General features: G+C 46.0%; 6 protein-coding genes. 4 read left to right on the forward strand and 2 right to left on the reverse strand.

What is annotated here, in order from left to right; all coding sequences use genetic code 11:
* Window positions 1-13,227, reverse strand: a 13,227-nt coding sequence (locus tag J8L84_RS13190; RefSeq protein ID WP_211071110.1) for an Ig-like domain-containing protein, incomplete at its 3' end; no start/stop codon positions are given.
* A gap of 248 nt (window positions 13,228-13,475) precedes the next feature.
* On the opposite strand from J8L84_RS13190, the gene J8L84_RS13195 reads away from it, so the two are divergent.
* The 4 genes from J8L84_RS13195 to J8L84_RS13210 are packed head-to-tail and all read left to right on the forward strand — an operon-like array spanning window position 13,476 to window position 19,545.
* On the forward strand, window positions 13,476-15,404 hold the full coding sequence (locus J8L84_RS13195; protein ID WP_247670782.1) for a TolC family outer membrane protein: 1,929 nt from the start codon (window positions 13,476-13,478) through the stop codon (window positions 15,402-15,404).
* 23 nt (window positions 15,405-15,427) lie between these two features.
* Window positions 15,428-17,581 carry a type I secretion system permease/ATPase gene (locus J8L84_RS13200; protein WP_247670783.1) on the forward strand — a complete coding sequence of 718 codons (2,154 nt, stop codon included), beginning with the start codon at window positions 15,428-15,430 and terminating at the stop codon, window positions 17,579-17,581.
* On the forward strand, window positions 17,581-18,945 hold the full coding sequence (locus J8L84_RS13205) for an HlyD family type I secretion periplasmic adaptor subunit (RefSeq protein ID WP_211071111.1): 1,365 nt from the start codon (window positions 17,581-17,583) through the stop codon (window positions 18,943-18,945). Before J8L84_RS13200 ends, J8L84_RS13205 begins: the two co-directional genes overlap by 1 nt.
* A complete protein-coding gene (locus tag J8L84_RS13210; protein WP_211071112.1) occupies window positions 18,946-19,545 on the forward strand; it encodes a response regulator transcription factor in 600 nt (199 codons plus the stop codon).
* Here J8L84_RS13210 and J8L84_RS13215 read toward each other — a convergent pair.
* A complete protein-coding gene (locus tag J8L84_RS13215; protein ID WP_211071113.1) occupies window positions 19,520-21,457 on the reverse strand; it encodes a LapD/MoxY N-terminal periplasmic domain-containing protein in 1,938 nt (645 codons plus the stop codon). The genes J8L84_RS13210 and J8L84_RS13215 overlap by 26 nt on opposite strands.
* Between the last annotated feature and the right edge of the window lie 2 nt (window positions 21,458-21,459).

The following is a 21,459-nucleotide window of genomic DNA, read 5'->3' on the forward strand; positions in this document are numbered from 1 at the left end:
GCCCACTAAACCAGTGACGGTTTGCGTAGCCCCGCTGCCATCAGTGATCTGTAAACTAATCACTTTGCCGATAAACTCACTAATACCCGTAATGGTGGGTGTCGCTGACGCGAAATCTAGCGTATCCAGACTCAACACATCTAGGTTTACATCAATTAAACCCGTGGTAGTGATGTTGGCCAAGGTGCTGTTATCCGTATCTAGCACAGTAGCGTCAACCGTTAACAAGCCATCAGCTAAATCTACCGTGATAGGGATAGAGAAGGTTCCATCGTTAGCGACTAAGCCAGTAACCGTTTGAACGGCACCTGAACCATCGGTGATCTGTAAACTAATCACCTTGCCGATAAACTCACTGATACCGGTTATGACTGGGGTAGCACTGTTAAAGTCGAGTGCGCCTATGCTGAGTTCGCTAAGCGAAACATTGATAATACCGCTCACATCAGCTGTCACAATGTTGCCGTTGGTGTCTAGCACGGAAGCCTCAACTTGCAGCAACCCTTGCTGTAAATCACTAGGTACTTCATACGTGAAAGTGCCATCATCTTGCACTATTACTGAAACTAGGGTGCTAGTGCCGTAGGGGTCTGTGAGTGTTAGCTCAACTGTACTCCCGATAAGCTCACTTATACCTGAAATAATAGGCGTAAGTGTAGTTCCATCAATTGTATCTAATTGAATAAGCGGTAAATTCACATCTACGATGCCACTCGTATTCAGAGTCACTAAATTCCCATCAGAGCCTAGTACTGACACATCTATATCAAGTAAGCCCTGTGATAAGTCGGTTGGCACTGCGATAGAAAAAGTACCGTCATTTTGTACTAATCCTGTCAGCGTTTGCAAAGCACCACTACTATCGGTCAATACAATGGTAATAGTCTGACCAATGAGTTCACTTATACCTGTGATCGTTGGTGTGAAAGAATCTAAATTTAAAGTATCTAGTTGTAATACAGGCAGGGTGAGATCAAGAGTACCTGATGTATCTACCGTAATAAGATTGCCGTCGCTGCCAAGAACAGAAACCTCCACATCCAATAAACCTTCGGATAAGTCTGCTGGGACATCAACACTGAAAAAGCCATTATTTTGAACAACAGCGGTCAGTGTTTGAACGACGCCAGCGCCATCAGTTAATACTATGGTGACGGTTTCACCAATTCGGTCGCACGTTCCTGAAATAGTCGGCGTTAAGCTATCGAGCACTAGTGTATTTAACTCAAGTGCAGGTATGCTTAAATCTAGAATTCCTGAGGTTACCACGCTAGCTAAATGACCTTCTCCATCTATCACACTAGCTTCTACGTTCAATAAGCCCTGGGCTAAATTCGTTGGAACATTTATGGAGAAAGTACCATCATTTTGAACAATGGTGGTGAAGACATAAATGCCACCATTGCCATCGGTAAGCTCAATGGTCACTTCACTGCCAATAAGCTCACTGATGCCTGAAATAGTGGGCTGTAAGTTGTCTAACACCAAGGTATCAAGATTAATGAGTGGCAGGGTTACATCGATAATGCCACTGGTTTCAATTGTCGCTAAGTTACCTGCTGAGTCGAGTACAGAAACATTGACTGACAATAACCCTTCGGGTAAGCCTGATGGAACAGTAATTGAATAGGTCCCATCGCCTTGAACCAGAGCGGTTAACAAGGTTTCGTTACCCGCGCTATCAAGCAATACAATCGTTACGGTAGCACCTGCTTCACTTAAACCGCTAATAGTCGGGGTAAGAGAGTCTACGTTGGTTATGTCTACGGTTAGGTTGGGTAGCGTTAAGTCTATTTCGCCCGATACACTTGTGCTTATGGTATTTCCTGCAGCATCAGTCACTTCAGCGACAATGGTAGTGATGCCTTCTGGTAAGTCAGTGGGCACGGCAATAGAGTAAGAACCGTCAGGTTGAACGGTTGCATTCAAGGTCTGCTCGCTACCATCGCTTGCTGTCACAACTATCACAATCGTCGCGCCTATCTCATTACACGTTCCCGTGATAATGGGGGTAACGTCGTTTGTGATCCCAATCGAGTCTAAGGTTAGCAGCGGGGCGGTTAAGTCAATTTCAACCTCAGTGGTAACAGCATGTGACACTCCGTCATCCACGGTGACTTCAATTGTTGTGGATCCTTCGTTAAGCGACACGGGTACATTACCTGCAAACGTACCATCAGGTAAAACCTCCGCATTAATAGTTACTACTACGCTACCATTTTGAGAAATAACAATAATGACAGGGGTACCCGCTACAGCGTCAGTCACACCGGATACAACCGGCAGGTCGCTTACCGTATCAGCAGTTAAATCCAGCGTAATGCTCGAACCCGTTAAATCTAAATCTAACAGTGTTGTTTCAACCGCTGAGTTACCCGCGGGGTCAGTCACATCTACCTGGACGGATAGGATACCTTCCGCTAGTGCGTCAGGCACGTTCACTGAGAAGTCTCCAAATTCGTCGACAATGGCGGTTAGTATTTGAGCGTCGCCATTTGAATCAATGATGGTGACAAGTACCTCAGTGCCTTCTTCTACATTTACTGAACCTGAGATTTCAGGTGTTGCGGTATTAATTACACCATTTTGATCAATACTGATGATAGGGGCGGTAGTATCGACTTCTGCATCTACAGAGACATTAATGATGTTACCAGCCTCATCTAATACTTGAGCCTGAACGGTAAATTCACCTTCTGTAAGAGGAAGCGGCACATCAACACTCCAGCTGCCATCGACCTGAACCACTGCCGCAATAGTTTGTTCGATACCTGCGCTACTTGTAACCGTGATTAATACAATCGTTCCCAAACCTAGGTCAGTAGAGCCACTAATCGTAGGTGTGTCGTCACTAGTCACATCAATGGGGTCGATAACTAATGTTGGCGCCGTGGTGTCGATTTCACCCGAGTCACTGGCCGATGCCGAATTACCTGCTGCATCACTCACCGTTGCATTTACGGTGTAATTACCTTCTGCCAATTCGTTCTCGGTAGCAACGGAGTAAGTTCCATCAGATTGTACAATCGCAGTGAGGGTTTGTATGGCACCAGCACTATCGGTCACTGTAATCGTAACTACAGTACCTTGTGGCTCACTTGTTGTGCCTGAAATTAGAGGTGTGGTGTCGTTCGTGCTATCAACCACATCCACGGTAAGCTCTGGTGCTGTAACATCTATAACACCAGTTTCATTTGCATTGGCCGAATTGCCCGCACTGTCAGTCGCTGAAGCCGATACGGTGAAACTGCCCTCGGCCATAACTGCGGGAACCTCGACACTGAAGCTACCATTGGCCGCTACTAGCGCAGTAAATGTTTGCGAATTGCCCGCGTTATCAACCACGGTAATTTGCACTGTACTGCCCTCAGGCAAATCAACATTGCCATTAATCGTAGGTGTGGTGTCACTACCAACACCAGGGTCGTTTAATGTAATAATGGGGGCCTGCGTGTCTAGTGTTCCAGTTTCCGAGTCTGTTGCTGAATTTCCTGCTTCATCGGTCACGGTTGTTTGCACACTATAAGCACCATCAGCAAGAGCGTCGGGCACATCCGCGCTGAAACTACCATCAATTTGAACCGTCGCTGAGAACGTTTGGCTATCTCCTGCACTATCAGTCACCGTGATAGAGACGGTACTTCCTGCCGGTTGATCGGTGGTTCCCGTTACTGTTGGCGTGGCATCGTTGCCAAGTCCTTGCTCAAAGACATCTACGATAGGAGATGTGGTATCAACAAGGCCACCTGTTTCAGTGTCGCTACCAATATTCCCTGCGCTGTCGGCAACTTGTGCTTCTATGGTGTAGCCGCCCTCGGCGACAATATTCGGAACACTTTCGCTGAAAGTACCATCACTTTGCACTGTGGTCGTAAAGGTTTGCACATTGCCCGCACTGTCAGTGATGGTCAGTGTTACTGTGCTGCCTGTAGGCGCATCGGTGGTGCCCGATATTAACGGAGTGGCATCGTTAGTCTGACCTAGTGGGTCGATAGCAATAGAAGGTGCGCTAGCATCTATTACGCCAGTGTCTGTCACGGTAGAGCTATTGCCTGCGGGATCTGTAGCGCTGACAGACACATTATAAGTACCATCGCTAAGTGAAGTGGGTATCTCGATCGAAAACGCACCATCTGTGCCTACCGTGGTGGTGAATGTTTGCGAGTTACCATTACCATCGGTCACCACAAAACTAATGGTACTGCCTTCGCTAAGGTCTGTGGTCCCCGATAAAACAGGGGTATCGTTATTGCCACTGCTGACGGGGTCAAGGCTAATAATGGGAGGCGTACTATCTACGTCGCCATTGCCATCAGTGGCCGGTGCTTGATTGCCAGCCTCATCAGTAGCGGTTACGGCAACAGAATAGTTACCTTGAGCTAGTGAGCTAGGAACATCTGCTTGGTAGCTGCCATCATTTTGAACCCTTGCAGTAAAAGTATGGCTTACATTATCGCTGTCCAATACCACAATAGTTACCGTGCTACCAGCGGGCAAATCTGTTGTGCCCGAGATAGTGGGAGTGGTATCAGAGGTTGGCCCTTGAGGGTCAATACTTAACGTTGGGGGAATGGTATCTATCGTTCCGTCATTATCACTAACGGTAATAGTATTTCCGGCGTCATCGGTAGCAGTAACCTCTACCGTATAGTTTCCTTCAGCTAAATTATCTGGAACCTCAATACTGTATGAACCATCATCAGATATTGACGCTACGAACGTCTGAATATTGCCTTCACTATCAGTCACCGTAATGGTAACAGACTCTCCCTCGGCAAGGTTGGAAGTCCCAGAGATAGTAGGCGTGGCATTATTGTCTGTACTTTGAGGATCTAAAGTGACTATCGGCGCAGTGGTATCAATACTGCCCCCATTTTCTGTTACCGAAGCACTATTTCCTGATGTGTCTATCGCAGAAGCGGTTACCGAGTAATCACCCTCTGGTAAATTGGCTGGCACCTCTGCGCTGAAAGTGCCATCGAATTGAACGGTGGCAAAAAAGGTTTGAGTATCACCCGCACTGTCCGTCAAGGTTAACGTGACAGTACTGCCCTCTGGCAAATCTGTGGTACCTGAAATAATTGGCGTTACGTCATTGCCAACCGCAAGCGCATTAAGAGTAAGAGTAGGGGCATTAGCGTCGATGGTACCATTGGCGGAATCAGATGCACTATTACCTGCTTCGTCAATAGCAGTTGCGGTGACGACAAAATCACCATCAGCTAGGGCATCCGGCACGTCAGTATTGAAATTGCCATTGTCGTCTACACTTGCTGTAAAGGTTTGGCTATTTCCAGCGCTGTCAGTCACAGTAATTGATACCGTACTTCCACTAGGAAGGTCGGTTGTACCGCTAATAGCAGGCGTGGAATCGCTACCAGTTCCCTGTGGCGTCAAACTAACTGTTGGTGCAGTTGTGTCGACACTGCCCCCCGTTTCTGCAACAGAGCTACTGTTACCAGCCTCATCAGTTGCACTTGCCGTTATTGTATAATCACCTTCAGGCAGTGGAGTAGTGATATCAACACTGAAATTGCCATCACTATCAACCGTGGCGAAAAGTGTTTGCGTGTCACCTTGCGAATCTATCACTGTAATAGTGACAGTGATTCCCTCAGGTAAGTCGCTAGTGCCCGACACTGTTGGTGTAGTATTATTTTGAGGTGTAAGAGGGTTGAGGCTTAGCTCTGGTGCCGTGGTATCTATATTACCTGCGTTACTCGTTATAACAGCGGTGTTACCTGCATCATCTGTTGCAGTTACTTCCACACTGTAATTCCCTTCAGAAACCGCACCAGGAATATCAGCGCTAAAGTTTCCGTCTGCATCAACGGTAGCTTGTATTTCTTGTACATGCCCTGTGCTATCTGTAACAGATATGGTCACAAAGCTACCTTCGGGTAAGTCGGTCGTTCCTGAAATAGTCGGTGTTGTATCATTACTGTTACCTTGAGGATCAAGCGTCAGCGATGGTGCCAAGGTATCGATAGAGCCAGTGGTGTTAGCGCTTGCAGAATTGCCGGCCTCATCTGTCGCCGTGGCCGTTACTGTGAAATCACCTTCCGACATTGTCAACGGCACTTCTACGCTAAAGTTTCCATCACTGTCGATAGTAGCAGTAAGCGTTTGAATATTGCCTGCACTGTCTGTCACGGTGAGGGTTATCGCACTGCCAGTGGGTAAATCTGATGATCCATTTATGGTTGGTGTCACATCATTCGTTGCGTCTGGAGCGTCAACACTAATAATGGGCGGTGTAACATCGATACTGCCATTGTTATCTGTCACACTGGCTGCATTCCCTCCGGTATCTGTTGCAAACGCTGTAACGGTATAGTCGCCTTCTGCCATAGCCGTAGGGACAGTGGCACTGAAATTCCCATCACTGTCGACAGTTGCAACGATAGTTTGCGTTGTGCCTGCACTGTCGGTAACTGAAATGGTGACTGTACTGCCTGAGGGAAGGTCGGTGGTACCGGTTAGCGTAGGCGTTGTGTCATTTCCAACGGTTTGAGCATCAAGGGTCAGCGAAGGAGCACTGGTATCTATGCTTCCAGAGTCAGTGGTCGTGGTAGTATTACCTGCATCATCTGTGACACTCGCTGTTACCGTGTAGTCCCCATCCGCTAAATCTATTGGTATATCAGCACTAAAGTTTCCATTAGAGTCTACTTCGGCAGTAAAGGTTTGTGTGTTTCCATTACTATCAGTAACAGACAAGGTTACCGTGCTTCCTGGCGCTAAATCAGTATTTCCTGATATTGATGGCGTCACATCATTACCAGTTCCCTGAGGGGAAAGTGATAATACTGGCGCTGTAAGATCTACATTGCCGCCGGTTTCACTTTGAGTTGTTGCGTTTCCTGCTTCATCAGTGGCGGTTACGCTAACGGTATAGTCGCCTTCTGCTAGCGGGGTAAGTACGTCGGTAATGAAGTTGCCACTATCATCTACCAATGCATTAATGGTTTGTGTATCCCCAATGCTATCAGTTACGGTAATCACTACCACGGAACCTTCAGGCAAATTGGTACTGCCGGATAAAGTTGGCGTGTTATCGTTACCTGTGTCTAACGGGTTAACAGTAAGTGTCGGGGCTTGCGAGTCAACATTACCACCCGCTTCGGTTTCAATGGCTTGATTTCCGTTGGTGTCAGTCACTGTAGCGGTAACCGTATAATCACCTTCAGTTAGTGCATTTGGCACATCTGCTTCAAAACTTCCGTCATTCTGCACGGTAGCTTGGAACGTTTGTGAATTTCCATCGGAATCAACCACGGTAATAGTCACTAACGAGCCAGGTTCTACATCAGTGGTACCCGATATGGTTGGTGTCACATCATTGGTTGCAGATTGTGGCGTCAGCGTTAGCTCAGGTGCCGTAGCATCTACAGTGCCTGTTGTGACTGCAGTTTCGCTATTGCCATTGGCGTCTGTGGCACTGGCTTCAACTGTGTAGTCACCGTCGGCTAAATCGGTAGGCACGTCCACGCTAAAATTACCGTCAGCATCAACGAGTGTATTTATAGTTTGCACATTACCTTCACTATCAGTTACTTGCAGTGACACTAAACTACCTTCTGGTAGATCGGTGTTCCCAGAAAGCGTAGGTGTAGTATCGTTACCACTGCCTAAATCATTTAATGATAATGTTGGTGGCGTTGTGTCGATTGCACCGCCTGTCTCAGTTACGCTAGCCGTATTCCCTTGCGGATCGGTTGCGTTGACGGTAACGGAATAATCACCATCGGGTAATGTGCTTTGTACCTCAGCACTAAAATTACCTTGTGCATCGACATCGGCTATAAAAGTCTGTGTATTACCCTCGTCATCAGTAACTGAAATCGATACGGTACTTCCTTCGGGTAAGCTTGTAGAGCCGGAAATAACAGGCGTATTGTCGTTGCTTTCCGTCAGCGGATTTAGACTGAGTGTTGGCGCATTGGTATCAATACTGCCATTTTGTGTCACGCTGGTTTGATTTCCAGCTTCATCTTGCGCTGTAGCGGTTACCGTGTAATCACCTTCTGCTAGCGCCAGAGGAACATCAATAGAAAAACTGCCATCTGTATTAACTAGGGCATTAATAGTTTGAGTATCGCCAGCACTGTCGGTAACTGTTAGCGTGACTATGCTGCCTTGTGGTAAATCACTGTTGCCAGAGAGTGTTGGCGTAGCATCATTTCCTGTGCCTTGTTCATTAAGCGTGATTACTGGGGCAGCCGTGTCTACTGTTCCACCCGTTTGGGTTGTACTTGCTGTATTGCCATTCGTGTCAGTAGCCGTAGCAGTAACACTATAATCGCCCTCGGCGAGCGCTGATGGAACTTCGGCACTGAAATTGCCGTTATCATCTACGCTCACTTCAATAGTTTGTTGATTCCCTAATCCATCGGTGATCACCAACGTAACTGCACTACCTTCAGGTAAATCTGAAGTTCCACTGATCGCCGGTGTGGTGTCGTTATCGTTGCTTAGTGAGTCAAGGTTCAATGTAGGGGCGGCAGTATCAATAGTACCATTAGTCGAGGCTGTATCTTGGTTGCCTGCATCGTCGCTCACGGTAGCGGTAACCGTAAATTCGCCATCAGCAAGGTTAGCCGGAACTTCAACAGAAAAGGTGCCATTTTCATCAACAGTGGTAGTAAATGTTTGCGAGTTACCTTCGCTATCTGTTACCGATATAGATACGGTGCTGCCAAGTGCCTGATCGGTTGTACCAGAGATGGTGGGGGTAGCGTCGTTAGTACTTCCTTGTGCATCTAAATTGACCAGCGGCGAGGTGACGTCAATATTCCCGCCTGTTTCAGTAGTAGATGCTGTATTTCCACTGGTGTCGGTTGCTGTTGCGGTTACGTCATAGTCACCTTCGGCGAGTGGCGAAGGCACATCAGCACTAAAGTTTCCGTTAGTATCTACGCCAGCAGTGAAGGTTTGAGAATTACCCAACGCATCAGTCACGGTAAGCGTTACTGTGCTGCCCGTTGGTAAGTCAGTGGTACCAGAAATAGTAGGCGTGGTATCGTTGTCGTTACCTAGTGGGGTCAAACTTAGTGCTGGTACATTGGTATCAATGGTGCCGGTTTCTGTGGCTGTTGTCGCGTTTCCTGCGTTATCAGTGGCGGTCGCCTCAATAGTGAAATTACCATCAAGCATAGCGGAAGGTACATCAGCAGAAAAGGAACCATCAGATTCCACTGAGGCAGAGAAAGTTTGCGTATTGCCTTCACTATCCGTGACAGTAAGTGAAATTTCACTTCCAACAGGTAAATCTGTTGTACCTGAAATAGTTGGCGTAGTATCGTTTCCAGTGCCAGCAGGGTTTAATGAAACGATAGGCACTTGAGTATCAATGCTGCCACCAGTTTCTGTCACTGTGGTTGTATTCCCAGCATCATCAGTTACGGTCGCTTCGACTGAAAACTCGCCTTCCGTCAAAGGTGTCGTTGTTTCGGCGTTGAAATTTCCGTCTTCATCTACAATTGCAGTGATAGTTTGTTCGTTCCCTGCACTATCAGTTACAGTAAGTATTACGGTTGAGCCTGGCGGCAGATCTGTACTGCCCGAGACAGAAGGCGTGCCATCATTTCCTGTTGTTAAAGGATTGACGGTTAATGAGGGCTCAGTGGTGTCCACATTACCGCCAGTTTCTGTTGCAGTTGTCGTATTGCCAGCTTCATCAGTAGCCGTAACAGTAACTGTATATTCACCCTCAGGTAAGGCATCTGTTATATCTGTGGTGAAGTTGCCGGTATCGTCAACTACAGCAACAATGACTTGCTCGTTGCCCTCACTGTCGGTAACAGTAATAGTGACTTCACTGCCTTCCATTAAATCGGTACTTCCCGAAATACTAGGCGTTGCATCATTGGTATCTGTTTGTGGATCGATAGAGATAACGGGCTCGGTGGTATCAATTACTGTGGTAGTCGTTGTCGTCGAACTGTTTCCATCATCATCGGTGACGGTAACGTCGACCGTGTACTCACCATCATCAAGGCCATCTGGTAAGTCTACGGTAAAGTCTCCGTTTTCGTCAGTAGAGCCCGAAACGGTTTGGCTATTGCCCTCGTCATCAGTTATTACCACAACCACATCGGAATTAGGTGTATCGGTATTTCCGGAAACACCCTCACTACCGTTTGTTACAGGGACTGGTTCGGTGACAACAGTAGGGCCGTTTACATTAATTGCTGCGTCAATTGAAGTCGATGAGGTGTTACCGGCAGTATCTGTTACTGAGGCGTTAACCGTAAAGTCTCCGTCAGCGAGTGCTAAGGGCACTTCGACACTGAAACTACCATCAGCTTGAACAATGGCGGTTAATGTTTGAGTGCTACCATCGCTGTGAAGGATCTCAACAGTGACTTCTGAGCCAGCTTCAGCATCTGAATTACCCGTTATTATGGGCGTATCGTCATTGGTTGTGCCTATAGCGTCTAAATAAATAATAGGCGCTGTAGTATCCACTTCACCAGTAACTGATGAGCTAGAGCTGTCTCCATCAGGTGTAGTAACCGTTACATCAACAGTAAATTCCCCATCACTTAGCTCTGCTGGTACATCTTCACTGAAGGTTCCGTCAGCGCCAACTGTTGTGGTGATGATTTGTTCATTGCCTTCACTGTCAGTGACTACAATGACCACGACACTGCCAGCTGGCGCATCGGTATCGCCAGATACCGTGGGAGTTGTTTCATTTGTAGGTGCAGGTTGCTCAATAACCGTCGATGGGCTCGATGCGTTGTAATCTCCAGAGGCGAGTGCTTCAGAAGTATTACCTAATTCGTCTGCTACGGACGCTGAGATCTCAAAGATCCCCTCAGCCAGCGCAGCTGGCACATCTACGCTAAAAGTACCGTTTGCCTGAACGACAGTGGTAAAAGTTTGTGAATTGCCCGCACTGTCGGTCACTGTGAAAGTGATAGTGCTTCCTGGCAATGCATCCGTTAGCCCTGAAATTGTTGGCGTTGAGTCACCATTAATACCTGGGTCATTCAACGAAATTGTTGGTCCTGTAATATCTATTTCAGCATTTAGCGAATCAGTGGCAGTATTGCCTGCCGCATCGGTAACGCTGGCTTCAACGGAATATTCACCTTCCGCTAATTCAACTGGCACATCACCAGAGAAGGTGCCGTCAGCTTGCACGGTGGTGGTAAGCGTTTGTACGTTACCCGCGCTGTCCGTCACCGTGAGAGTAATAGTCGAGCCTGGCGCGGCATCAGTCGTACCTGAAAGCGTAGGCGTAGTGTCGTTGTCAGTGCCTTGTGCATCTAATGAAATTGCAGGTGCAGTCGTATCAATTTCACCGGTATTGGCATCGGTGGCAGTATTGCCTGCCGCATCGGTAACGCTGGCTTCAACAGAGTATTCACCTTCGGCTAATTCATCAGGCACATCCACAGAGAAGGTGCCGTCAGCTTGCACGGTGGTTGTTAAAGTTTGTACGTTACCTGAACTGTCTGTCACCGTTAAGATAACAGTCGAACCCGGCGCGGCATCAGTGGTGCCTGAAAAGGTAGGCGTAGTGTCGTTGTCAGTGCCTTGTGAATCTAACGAAATTACCGGTGCGGTCGTATCAATTTCACCGGTATTGGCATCGGTGGCTGTATTGCCTGCCGCATCGGTAACGGTGGCTTCAACAGAATATTCACCTTCCGCTAATTCCACAGGCACATCTACAGAGAAGGTGCCGTCAGCTTGCACGGTGGTGGTAAGCGTTTGTACGTTACCCGCGCTGTCTGTCACGGTTAGCGTCACAGTCGAACCCGGCGCGGCATCAGTCGTACCTGAAAGCGTAGGCGTGGAGTCGTTGTCAGTGCCTTGTGCATCTAACGAAATTACCGGTGCGTTAGTATCAATTTCACCGGTATTGGCATCGGTTGCAGTATTGCCGGCGGCATCAGTAACCGTGGCTTCAACCGAGTATTCACTTTCTGCTAATGCAGCAGGCACATCTACTGAAAACGTGCCATCAGCTTGCACGGTGGTTGTTAAAGTTTGTACGTTACCCGCACTGTCTGTCACCGTGAGAGTAATAGTAGATCCCGGCGCGGCATCAGTCGTACCTGAAAGCGTAGGCGTAGTGTCGTTGTCAGTGCCTTGTGCATCTAACGAAATTACCGGTGCGGTAGTATCAATTTCACCGGTGTTGGCATCGCTGGCTGTATTGCCTGCCGCATCGGTAACGCTGGCTTCAACGGAATATTCACCTTCCGCTAATTCAACTGGCACATCTATTGAAAATGAACCATCTGCTTGAACGGTGGTGGTAAGCGTTTGTACGTTACCTGCACTGTCAGTCACCGTTAGGGTAACGGTCGAACCTGGCGTTGCGTCAGTGGTGCCTGAAAGGGTAGGGGTAGTGTCGTTGTCAGTGCCTTGTGCATCTAACGAAATTACCGGTGCGGTCGTATCAATTTCACCGGTATTGGCATCGGTGGCAGTATTGCCTGCCGCATCGGTAACGGTGGCTTCAACAGAATATTCACCTTCCGCTAATTCAACAGGCACATCCACAGAGAAGGTGCCGTCAGCTTGCACGGTGGTGGTAAGCGTTTGTACGTTCCCCGCACTGTCTGTCACCGTTAGGGTAACGGTAGAATCTGGCGTTGCGTCAGTATTACCCAATAAGGTGGGGGTAGCATCGTTATTAAGAGGAATAGCGTCGAGTGTAATGGTAATGTCTGTGGCTTCGTCACCGCCGTCACCAAACTGTTCTGACGTGATTTCTTCGTTATCGTTGGCACCTTGCTCAAATTCAAAAGCGACGGGATCTACATTTTCGTTGATTCTGTCTACTCGAACAAAGTTACTGCCTCCTGCACCGCCGCCACCATCTAAGCCCGCAGCGGTTGCTTCTAACGACTCTAAAATATCATCATCGCCAGCAAGTACGTCTAAAAAATCTTGGTCGAGATCCTGACTATCTCCCGTTTGATCTAGCAATGCATTAAGATCTTCGACGCTGTCGTCGAAAACCGCAAATTCATCATCGCTGTCAACATCTGAAAAGGCTAATTGAAGAGGGAAAGTAACAGTTTGACCGGCAGGTAACTCTCTAACAATGCCATCAATACTGACAAGCACTGTAATGCCATCGGGGATAGTAAGGCTGTCTCCATCCAATAAGGTCGTGTTTTCACTGGCAGTAAATTTCTCACCCGTTTCTGGGCGCTCTACTAAAGCTTCACCATTTACTTCTACAACCACTACATCGGCCATTTAAAATCCCTTTCATCTATTACATTACATACCTAGTAAAGCCTAGCAGTGATACTGAAAATGGTTACCGTACCGTAGTACAGGTAGTGATATGACGAATGGTTCTCTAGGTGTATTCCCCTAATTTGCTAATTTTAAACATAATTGCACGCCATCATTTGGCAGGACTTTAGATTTACTACTAGGCTAAGGTCACGTTGAGATAATTTTTATATCTGGGTTTGTTTATATATATGAGTACTGTAGGTATGAAGAAAAGACAGATTTTTGGGCTACTTGGGCTAGTAACATTTTCCTTGTCCGCACAAGAGTCCTCGCACGGAATGGCGAGTGCTTCCTTAGAGCAATATGTAAGTAAATCTATTAATTCAAACCCTGAAATTCAGGCCAGTTGGCGGCAACTGCAAATCGCCATGAAAGATGTCGATATTGCTAAATCAGGTTATCTACCTTCTATTGACGTTCTAGCATCAAGTGCCTATACCGAAAGAAACTATGGCTTAGATCAAGAATATGCGGGCCATACCGCTGAAATTAGGTTAACGCAATTGCTTTATGATGGCTTTTTTACCTCCAGTCAGGTAAGTAGATTCAAACAAGCTCAAGTGGTTCGTTACTATGAATTGATGGGCGAAATTGAACAAAAGTCACTTGAAACCTCATTAGCTTATATGGATGTTCAGCTTTATCGCGAGTTACTTTCATTGGCAGAAAAAAATTTAATTACGCATGTGGACGTCTTCAAACAAATCGAAGAAAGTGTAATAGCAGGTGTGGGCAGAAGAGCGGACTTAGAACAAATTAGTGGTCGTCTTTCGTTGTCAGAGTCGAATGTATTAACTGAGCTTTCTAACCTTCATGATGTCACTGCTAGATTTTTACGACTAGTAGGTGAAAAACCTGCAGAAGCATTAGCCGAGGTGTCTCTTTCTGAGGCTATGCCTGAATCGGTTAAAATGGACATTGAGTCTATCTTGTTAGCAGCGTATGAAACCAATCCGTCTTTCAATGCTACAATTTATAATATAGACGCACAACGTTTTGCAATTGATAGCGCGAGAAGTCGTTACCATCCACAAATTAACCTCACCGCCAGTTATGGGGCGCAAACTCGAGATGAAGCAGCATTAAACAACACTATTTCAGAGGCCAGTGTTGGGGTTAACTTTTCGTACAATATCTACAACGGTGGTGCAGATAGGGCGGCAATTAGGCAAGCGTTGTCACAGGTAGATTTAGCAAAGGATTTAAGAGATAAAGCCTGTGTTGATATGCGCCAAACAATTCAAATTGCTCGTAACGATATTCAAAATATTAGCGAGCAACTCCCTTCATTAAATGCACACAGATTGTCTTCCGACAGAGTTAAATCGGCGTATATGGATCAGTTCACCATCGGCGAACGTTCACTTCTTGATTTGCTTGATTCAGAAAATGAGTATTACGAGTCGAGCAGAGCTTATGTACAAGCCACCTATACATTAGAAAAAGCGAGGGCACGGCTACTGGCTGCGTCGGGCGTTTTGGTTAAAGCGTTGGGTGTGAGTAGAAATGGTGTAGCAAGTGTAAGTGAATTAGCAGAAAAAGAGCTTCGTTACGATCCCAATCACGTGTGCCCAGCTACCCGTACATCGTTAGATGATGAGCGCAATATCTTAAAGCGAGATTCAGATTCAGACGGCATAGTCGATCTATGGGACGATTGCGTTAATTCCGCACCTGGTGCTTTGGTGGATGATTTTGGCTGTGAAGCAAGTGCACCTGAACCTGAACCTCAAGCCATGAATACCCCAGCAAGCGCTGCCGATTTCACCTTAGACGATGCACAAGTTCTAGCATCTTTTAGTATCAACATATCATTCGCATCAAACTCATCCAAAATTTCGTCTGAATACACCTCTTCACTTGCTCAAGTTATTGATGCACTTGAACAGTATGATAATGCCGGCGTTATTATTCACGGACATGCCTCGTTAGACGGAGATGCAGCATATAACCAACGCCTTTCAGAACGGCGAGCGAGTGCAGTTGCCGCTTTGCTGACTGAGTCCGCTGGCATAGATAGCCGTCGCATTACCTCGGTAGGCTATGGCGAAACGCGGCCTTTAGTTGATGAAGAATCAATAGCCGCAAATGCAAAAAATCGTCGAATTGAAGCGACGATAATCCAGCTTTAATTCGCAAAGGACGTGGAGGGTTAATGGTTCAGGGAGAAAATGGTGCGCCGTCTTATTTGGAAAATCAAGGTGGCGTGCTAATGGATTGCTTGATGAGTATTTGTCGAGCACATAATATTTCGGTTTCTCGAGTAAGCCTACTCAGTGGTTTGCCGCTAGATAATGGTGAGTTATCTCCCACGGGCTTCGAGCGTGCCGCCCAACGTGCTGGTTTAGCAAGTCGTACTGCAAAAAGAGACATTGCGCAGATCAACGCTGCTTTGCTTCCCGCCGTGTTAATTATGGAAGGCAGACAAGCCTGCGTCTTACACGAATTAACCGATGATAGTGCGAAAGTGTCCTACCCAGAGTTAGACACCGTTGTGGTATCGGTAGAACGTGAAAAAATCACCTCCCAGTTCACCGGCTACATAATTTTCGCGCGTCCTGTTTCCCAATCTGAAACGTCATCTGGCAAGGTTGAAAAAAGCGCTGTCGGTCATTGGCTTTGGTCATCAGTGAAATCTGCCTATGACTTATATCGTGATGTTCTACTGGCATCAATATTCATTAGCCTGTTATCGATAGCACTCCCACTGTTTGTGATGAATGTATATGATCGTGTGGTGCCCAACGCGGCAATGGAGACATTGTGGGCACTAGCCATCGGTGTGCTTTTAGTATTAGCGGCAGATTTTCTCTTACGTGTCCTAAGACAATATTTTGTAGAGCTTGCCGCTAGTCGCTTAGATGTCACCATGTCTGCAAAGATTATGGAAAAAGTACTTTCAATCGATTTAACCAATAGGCCCGCCAAAAGTGGTGCGTTTATTAATAGCCTGCAATCTTTTGAGAGTATTCGTCACTTCTTTGGCTCACTCACCTTGGTCGCCTTGGTTGATTTGCCTTTTGGTTTACTGTTTGTGTTTATCATCGCGATGATAGATATCTATCTCATCATCCCTATTTTATTGGGCACGGTCATTCTCTTTCTATATGCCCTAAAAGCACAGCGAGTCATGCGCTCATTGTCTGAAGAGTCGATGGAGATTAGCGCCAGAAAAAGTTCATTAATTACTGAAAGTGTTACTGCCCTTGAAGATTTAAAAGCCTTTGGATATCAGAGCCGAACGCAAAGTGCATGGGAAAAGCAAACCATCTTCTTGGCCAAAGTGAATGCTAAATTACGCTTGGTTTCTATGTCGGTTAACAACTCTGCACTATGGATTCAACAATCTGTTGGTGTAGTGATAATTCTTACCGGTGTGTACCTTATTATTGAAGGTGAAATTACCCAAGGTGGGCTGATAGCGGCGTACTTACTTTCAAGTCGGGCTATGGGGCCTGTATCTCAAGCTGCTGCGCTTTTAGCTCAGTATCATCAAGCTGAAACTGCGAAAAATGCGTTAGACGATATCATGTCACTGCCATCAGAAGGAGGTGACAACAAGCAGGTTAAAAACGCCAGCCAGTTAAGCGGAAACCTTGATGTTAAGCAGCTTTGCTTTCGCTACCCTAATGAAAACGTCTTGGCACTTAAAGATATCAATTTTTCAATTAAGCAAGGTGAGCACGTTGCCATTCTGGGGAAGAATGGCTGCGGTAAATCTACATTGAATCGTTTACTGATGGGGTTCTATAAAGCCGAATCGGGTCAAGTGTTACTCGATGAGATTGACATGAATCAATACGATCCTGTTCTTCTTAGGCAAAACATAGGCTATGTACCGCAAGATGTGAATCTTTTCTCTGGCACGCTAAAAGAAAATATATTGCCGGCACACCGAGGGGTAGAGGACGAAAGACTATGGGAAATCGCTAAGCAATGCGGCTTAGCGAAAGTCGTTAATAGTCATGGAAACGGTTTTGAACAGCAAGTTGGGGAAGGGGGGAAGCAATTGTCAGGTGGGCAACGCCAATCTGTTTCACTGGCCCGTGCACTGATTTACAACCCCGCGATATTCATTATGGACGAACCTACTTCTGCCATGGATTCAGCGAATGAAGCCATGATGAAAGAAACTATTCGAGAAGCGATCAAAGGGAAAACATTTATCCTCAATACCCACCGCACTACGTTGCTGGATTTGGTCGACAGAGTCATTGTTATCGAAAACGGAAAAATAATTGCTGATGGTAAAAAAGAGGACGTTCTACCTCAGTTTAAGTCAGTCGCCTCTAAGCAAAGGACTGCATAGTGAAGATTAAAAGTGACGATAACAATAGCCTATTGCATAAGCTAGTTAGAGGTTGGCTAGCGCCCCCCTCGGGTCAAGATTGGGTACTTGAAGCTGAATGGGCCAGAATCATGCAAACTCCTGCAAAAGCTAAACGGCTTTTGTACAGCGTAGCAGTGGCCTTGCTCATATTGCTAATTTGGGCGTATTTTGCAGAGATAGACGAGGTTGCTAAAGGGGAAGGGAAAGTGATCCCTTCGCAACAGCTGCAAATCCTCCAATCATATGATGGTGGTATCGTTCAAGATATATTGGTGAATGAAGGCCAACAGGTACAAAAAGGCGAGGTATTACTTCGTGTCGACCCTACGCGCTACATTTCAAGTTTAGAAGAGAATACAACACAATTTGCCGCCCTTGCCGCCAAGGTGCAGCGCCTTTCAGCGTTAACGCACAATACTCGTTTAGCTTTCTCGCCCGATTTAGTTGAACAAGCTCCCAAAATCGTTGAAAACGAAAGAAAGCTTTTTGATTCAAATCTTGCTGAATTAAATGAAGTAGCAGCAGGCTCAGATAGTCGCATACAACAACGCAAACAAGATGTTGAACAAGAAAGAGCTAATCTATATCAATACAAGAGTGTGCTTTCGTTAACTGAAAAAGAATTAGGCGTTACCAAACCCTTGTTGGCTTCTGGTGCGGTGTCTGAAATTGAAATTTTACGATTAGAGCGACAAATTGTAGAACTTGAAGGAAACATAGCCATGTCACAAGTGGCTATCGAACGAGGCCTTTCCACCATCGAAGAAGAGGTTATTAGTAAAGAAGAAAGTAGGCTAAAACTCATCAATCGGTGGAATCAAGAATTAACCGATGCGGTGGGTGAAATGGCAACCCTTCAACAATCGCAAACCACGTTAGAAGATGTAGTCTCGCAAGCTGAACTCAGGTCGCCAATTAATGGCACGGTTCAGCGTCTACTAATTAACACCGTTGGTGGAGTGATTACACCGGGAAGTGCGGTCATTGAGCTCATTCCTCAAGACGACCAACTTATTGTAGAAGCGAAGGTTTCCCCTAAAGATATTGCGTTCATTCGAGGTGGGCAAAAAGCCATCTTAAAATTTAGTGCTTATGATTTCACTATATATGGTGGTATGGATGCTGAAGTAAAGCATATAAGCGCTGATGCTATTACCAATGAGAAAGATGAGACGTACTTCCTAGTCCGTCTAGAAACCAAGAGAACCATCGCTGACGCACCGCTAGATATCATGCCAGGAATGATTGTTCAGGTAGATATCTTGACTGGCAAAAAGACGGTGTTGAATTACATTCTGTCTCCACTTTTCACCGTTACGTCATCTGCACTTAGGGAGCGATAGATGAAGCATTACATTATGAATACATCCCAAAAGGCCCTTGATGTCGACGCAATAGATTGGGTTGAGTTTTCTGATATTGAAAATATACGTTGCGGGAAAGAAGACAGTATTTGGGTGTCGACATTTCATAAAAATTGGCGTGAAAATATTATTGCCGCAAGTGCTAAGTGTCGAAATGTTGTTTTATTGACATATCATTACGATAGGCCGGAAATGCAGACTGCGTTATTATTGGGCGCAAGGGCGTACTGTCACGCACTAGGCCAACCATCTCTCTTTGAATCGGTTAGCCGTGTGCTAAAAGAAGGCGGAATTTGGGTACCCAATGAGCTTTATGTGAATACAACGTCAGCCGTTGCGACCACGCTGAGTTTAAAAGTAACAGTACCTGAAATTGCGACATTAACGGCGCGGGAAAAAGATGTGCTAACAGGCATTCTAGAGGGGTTAAGTAACAAAGAGATCGCGAGAGACCTTAAGCTTACAGAGAGAACGATTAAAGAGCATGTAGGCACGCTACTGAAGAAGTTAAACGCCAAAGACAGAATTGGGTTGTTACTGTCTCTTGGCGAGTTTAGTCATTTAAAAGGTGCTCTATAACTTCAATATGAGATACCACACCATCAACACCTAATTCGACAAATAGCTCTTTAGTGTTATTTGTTTTCACACCGTCAGCGTAAACATGAATGCCAAACGTATGAGCGAGTGAGCAGAAGCCTCTAATAAAGGCATGATTCGCAGGGTTGTGATCTATATCCGCCATAAAGGCAGAATCAATAACCACATAATCGAGTCCAATTTCTTGCACATTCATTAATTGAGAAAATGATTCTCCAACCCGTTTTAATCCGATGCCGCACCCTTTCGCTTTCAGCGTAGAGCAAAATGATTCGAACTCGTGAGGGAAGCGAGCCGCCGTAGATTCCCTTACTTCGAAGTTAAGTTGTGGGGCAATACTTTCGTTCATTTTCACTTGAAAATACAGTTGCGCTAAAGTTTCTTGATCAAGCAGAAACTGCTCAGAGCATAGAAAGGCAAACTTTGCCTTAGTGCCAGTTTTACTTATATAAGAGAATAAATGGCTGATGGTCGCTAGCTCTAACGTTGGCAGTAAGCCCAAATACCTCGCCCAGTGGGTATAATAGCCACTTTTTCTCAAGTCATTATCTATTTCAATTCCCGCCCAGCTTTGATAATGAACTAGTTTTCTTTCAGCATCTAATACCGGAAAGTTAAATGTCTCTACCGCTTGATTAGCAATACCTTCCTTAAGGAGTTTATTCCAACGGTTTTCTTCCACTAGCGAAATAGAGGTGTCGAGAGCGCCTTCTAAATATGGGTCACTCATCCTTCTATCTTCAGCGTCATCAAGTAATGTATCGAGGCGCATTAATGCTGATGAAGCATCATCTTCAGGGCGAAGCCGCACAACAGACTGATACAATTTCGGGTCGCCAGGCTCAGACAGTTCAGATAAGCAGGCACCATGAATTGCTTCAGCAATTGTCACTACGTCATGAGCTTCCGTCAGCAGTATGGCAATTTCATTTTTCTGCATTCGAGCTACTCTGCTATCGGTGTAGTGATGATGGTGCTGTGCTAGGCAATCATCCACACTGGCGGTAAACTGCAAAAGACGCTTTCTACGGTTTTCTGGCCCCGAGCGAAGAAAGGCTTCTCGGCCCCCCACGACCCTCAGTAAAAATATACAATTCACACCTTCGGTATCTCTAAATGCCAACTGGCCTTTAAGAATAGAGATAAAATAGTCGCGGTTGGCTAATTCAGATTCAACATCAAACTGCGTTTTGTGGCGAAGAAGATCAAGACGTGTATTTTCCTCATCCATAATTCGTTGGGAATTACGTGCTAGGAAGTTCATGGCTTTAACTACGCGTTTTAATTCTAAGGTTCGTGGTTCACTTACTTGAACAAACTGCATTTGGCTGAAAGACTCAGCCTGCTCAACAACTTGGTCGAGAGGGCGCATAATAAGGCGTAAAAACCACGCACCGATAAGACCTGCCACCGTGCCCACAAGAGACAACCCCAATATTAACCGGAGTGTGGCTTTCCACATAGAGGCCACAGCAAAGCTAGTATCGGTTTGAACATTAACAACACCGTACTGGCCCCATCCTTCAGAGACTTGAGCTACGCCTGGTTCGACATTCGGACTAAACAATGAAGCAAACCAAGCCGGTGTTTGTTCATCTAGCTGTGTGGTGTGGGTATGGCTTGAGATGATTTCGCCATCAGGCTTTTGCAGTGTTATTGACGCATAGTGCCCCACATCAAACTGGGACATGATAAATAAATCTAGTGTATCAGCGTCTTTTTCTAAACCACTTAGCGTAAGTGCCAGCATGTTAGCATTATCGAGGTTTTTAGAATAAAGCTGCTCTTCTACATAGCCTTTTGTTGTTGCGCCGTGAATGGATACACTCCCCACAATGGCAACAAGGACAACGGCTATAATGGCAAGCCACAACTCTCTTGTTATTGACATAG

It is taken from the genome of Alteromonas sp. MMG017 (genome assembly GCF_018100795.1).
Lineage (GTDB): Bacteria > Pseudomonadota > Gammaproteobacteria > Enterobacterales > Alteromonadaceae > Alteromonas.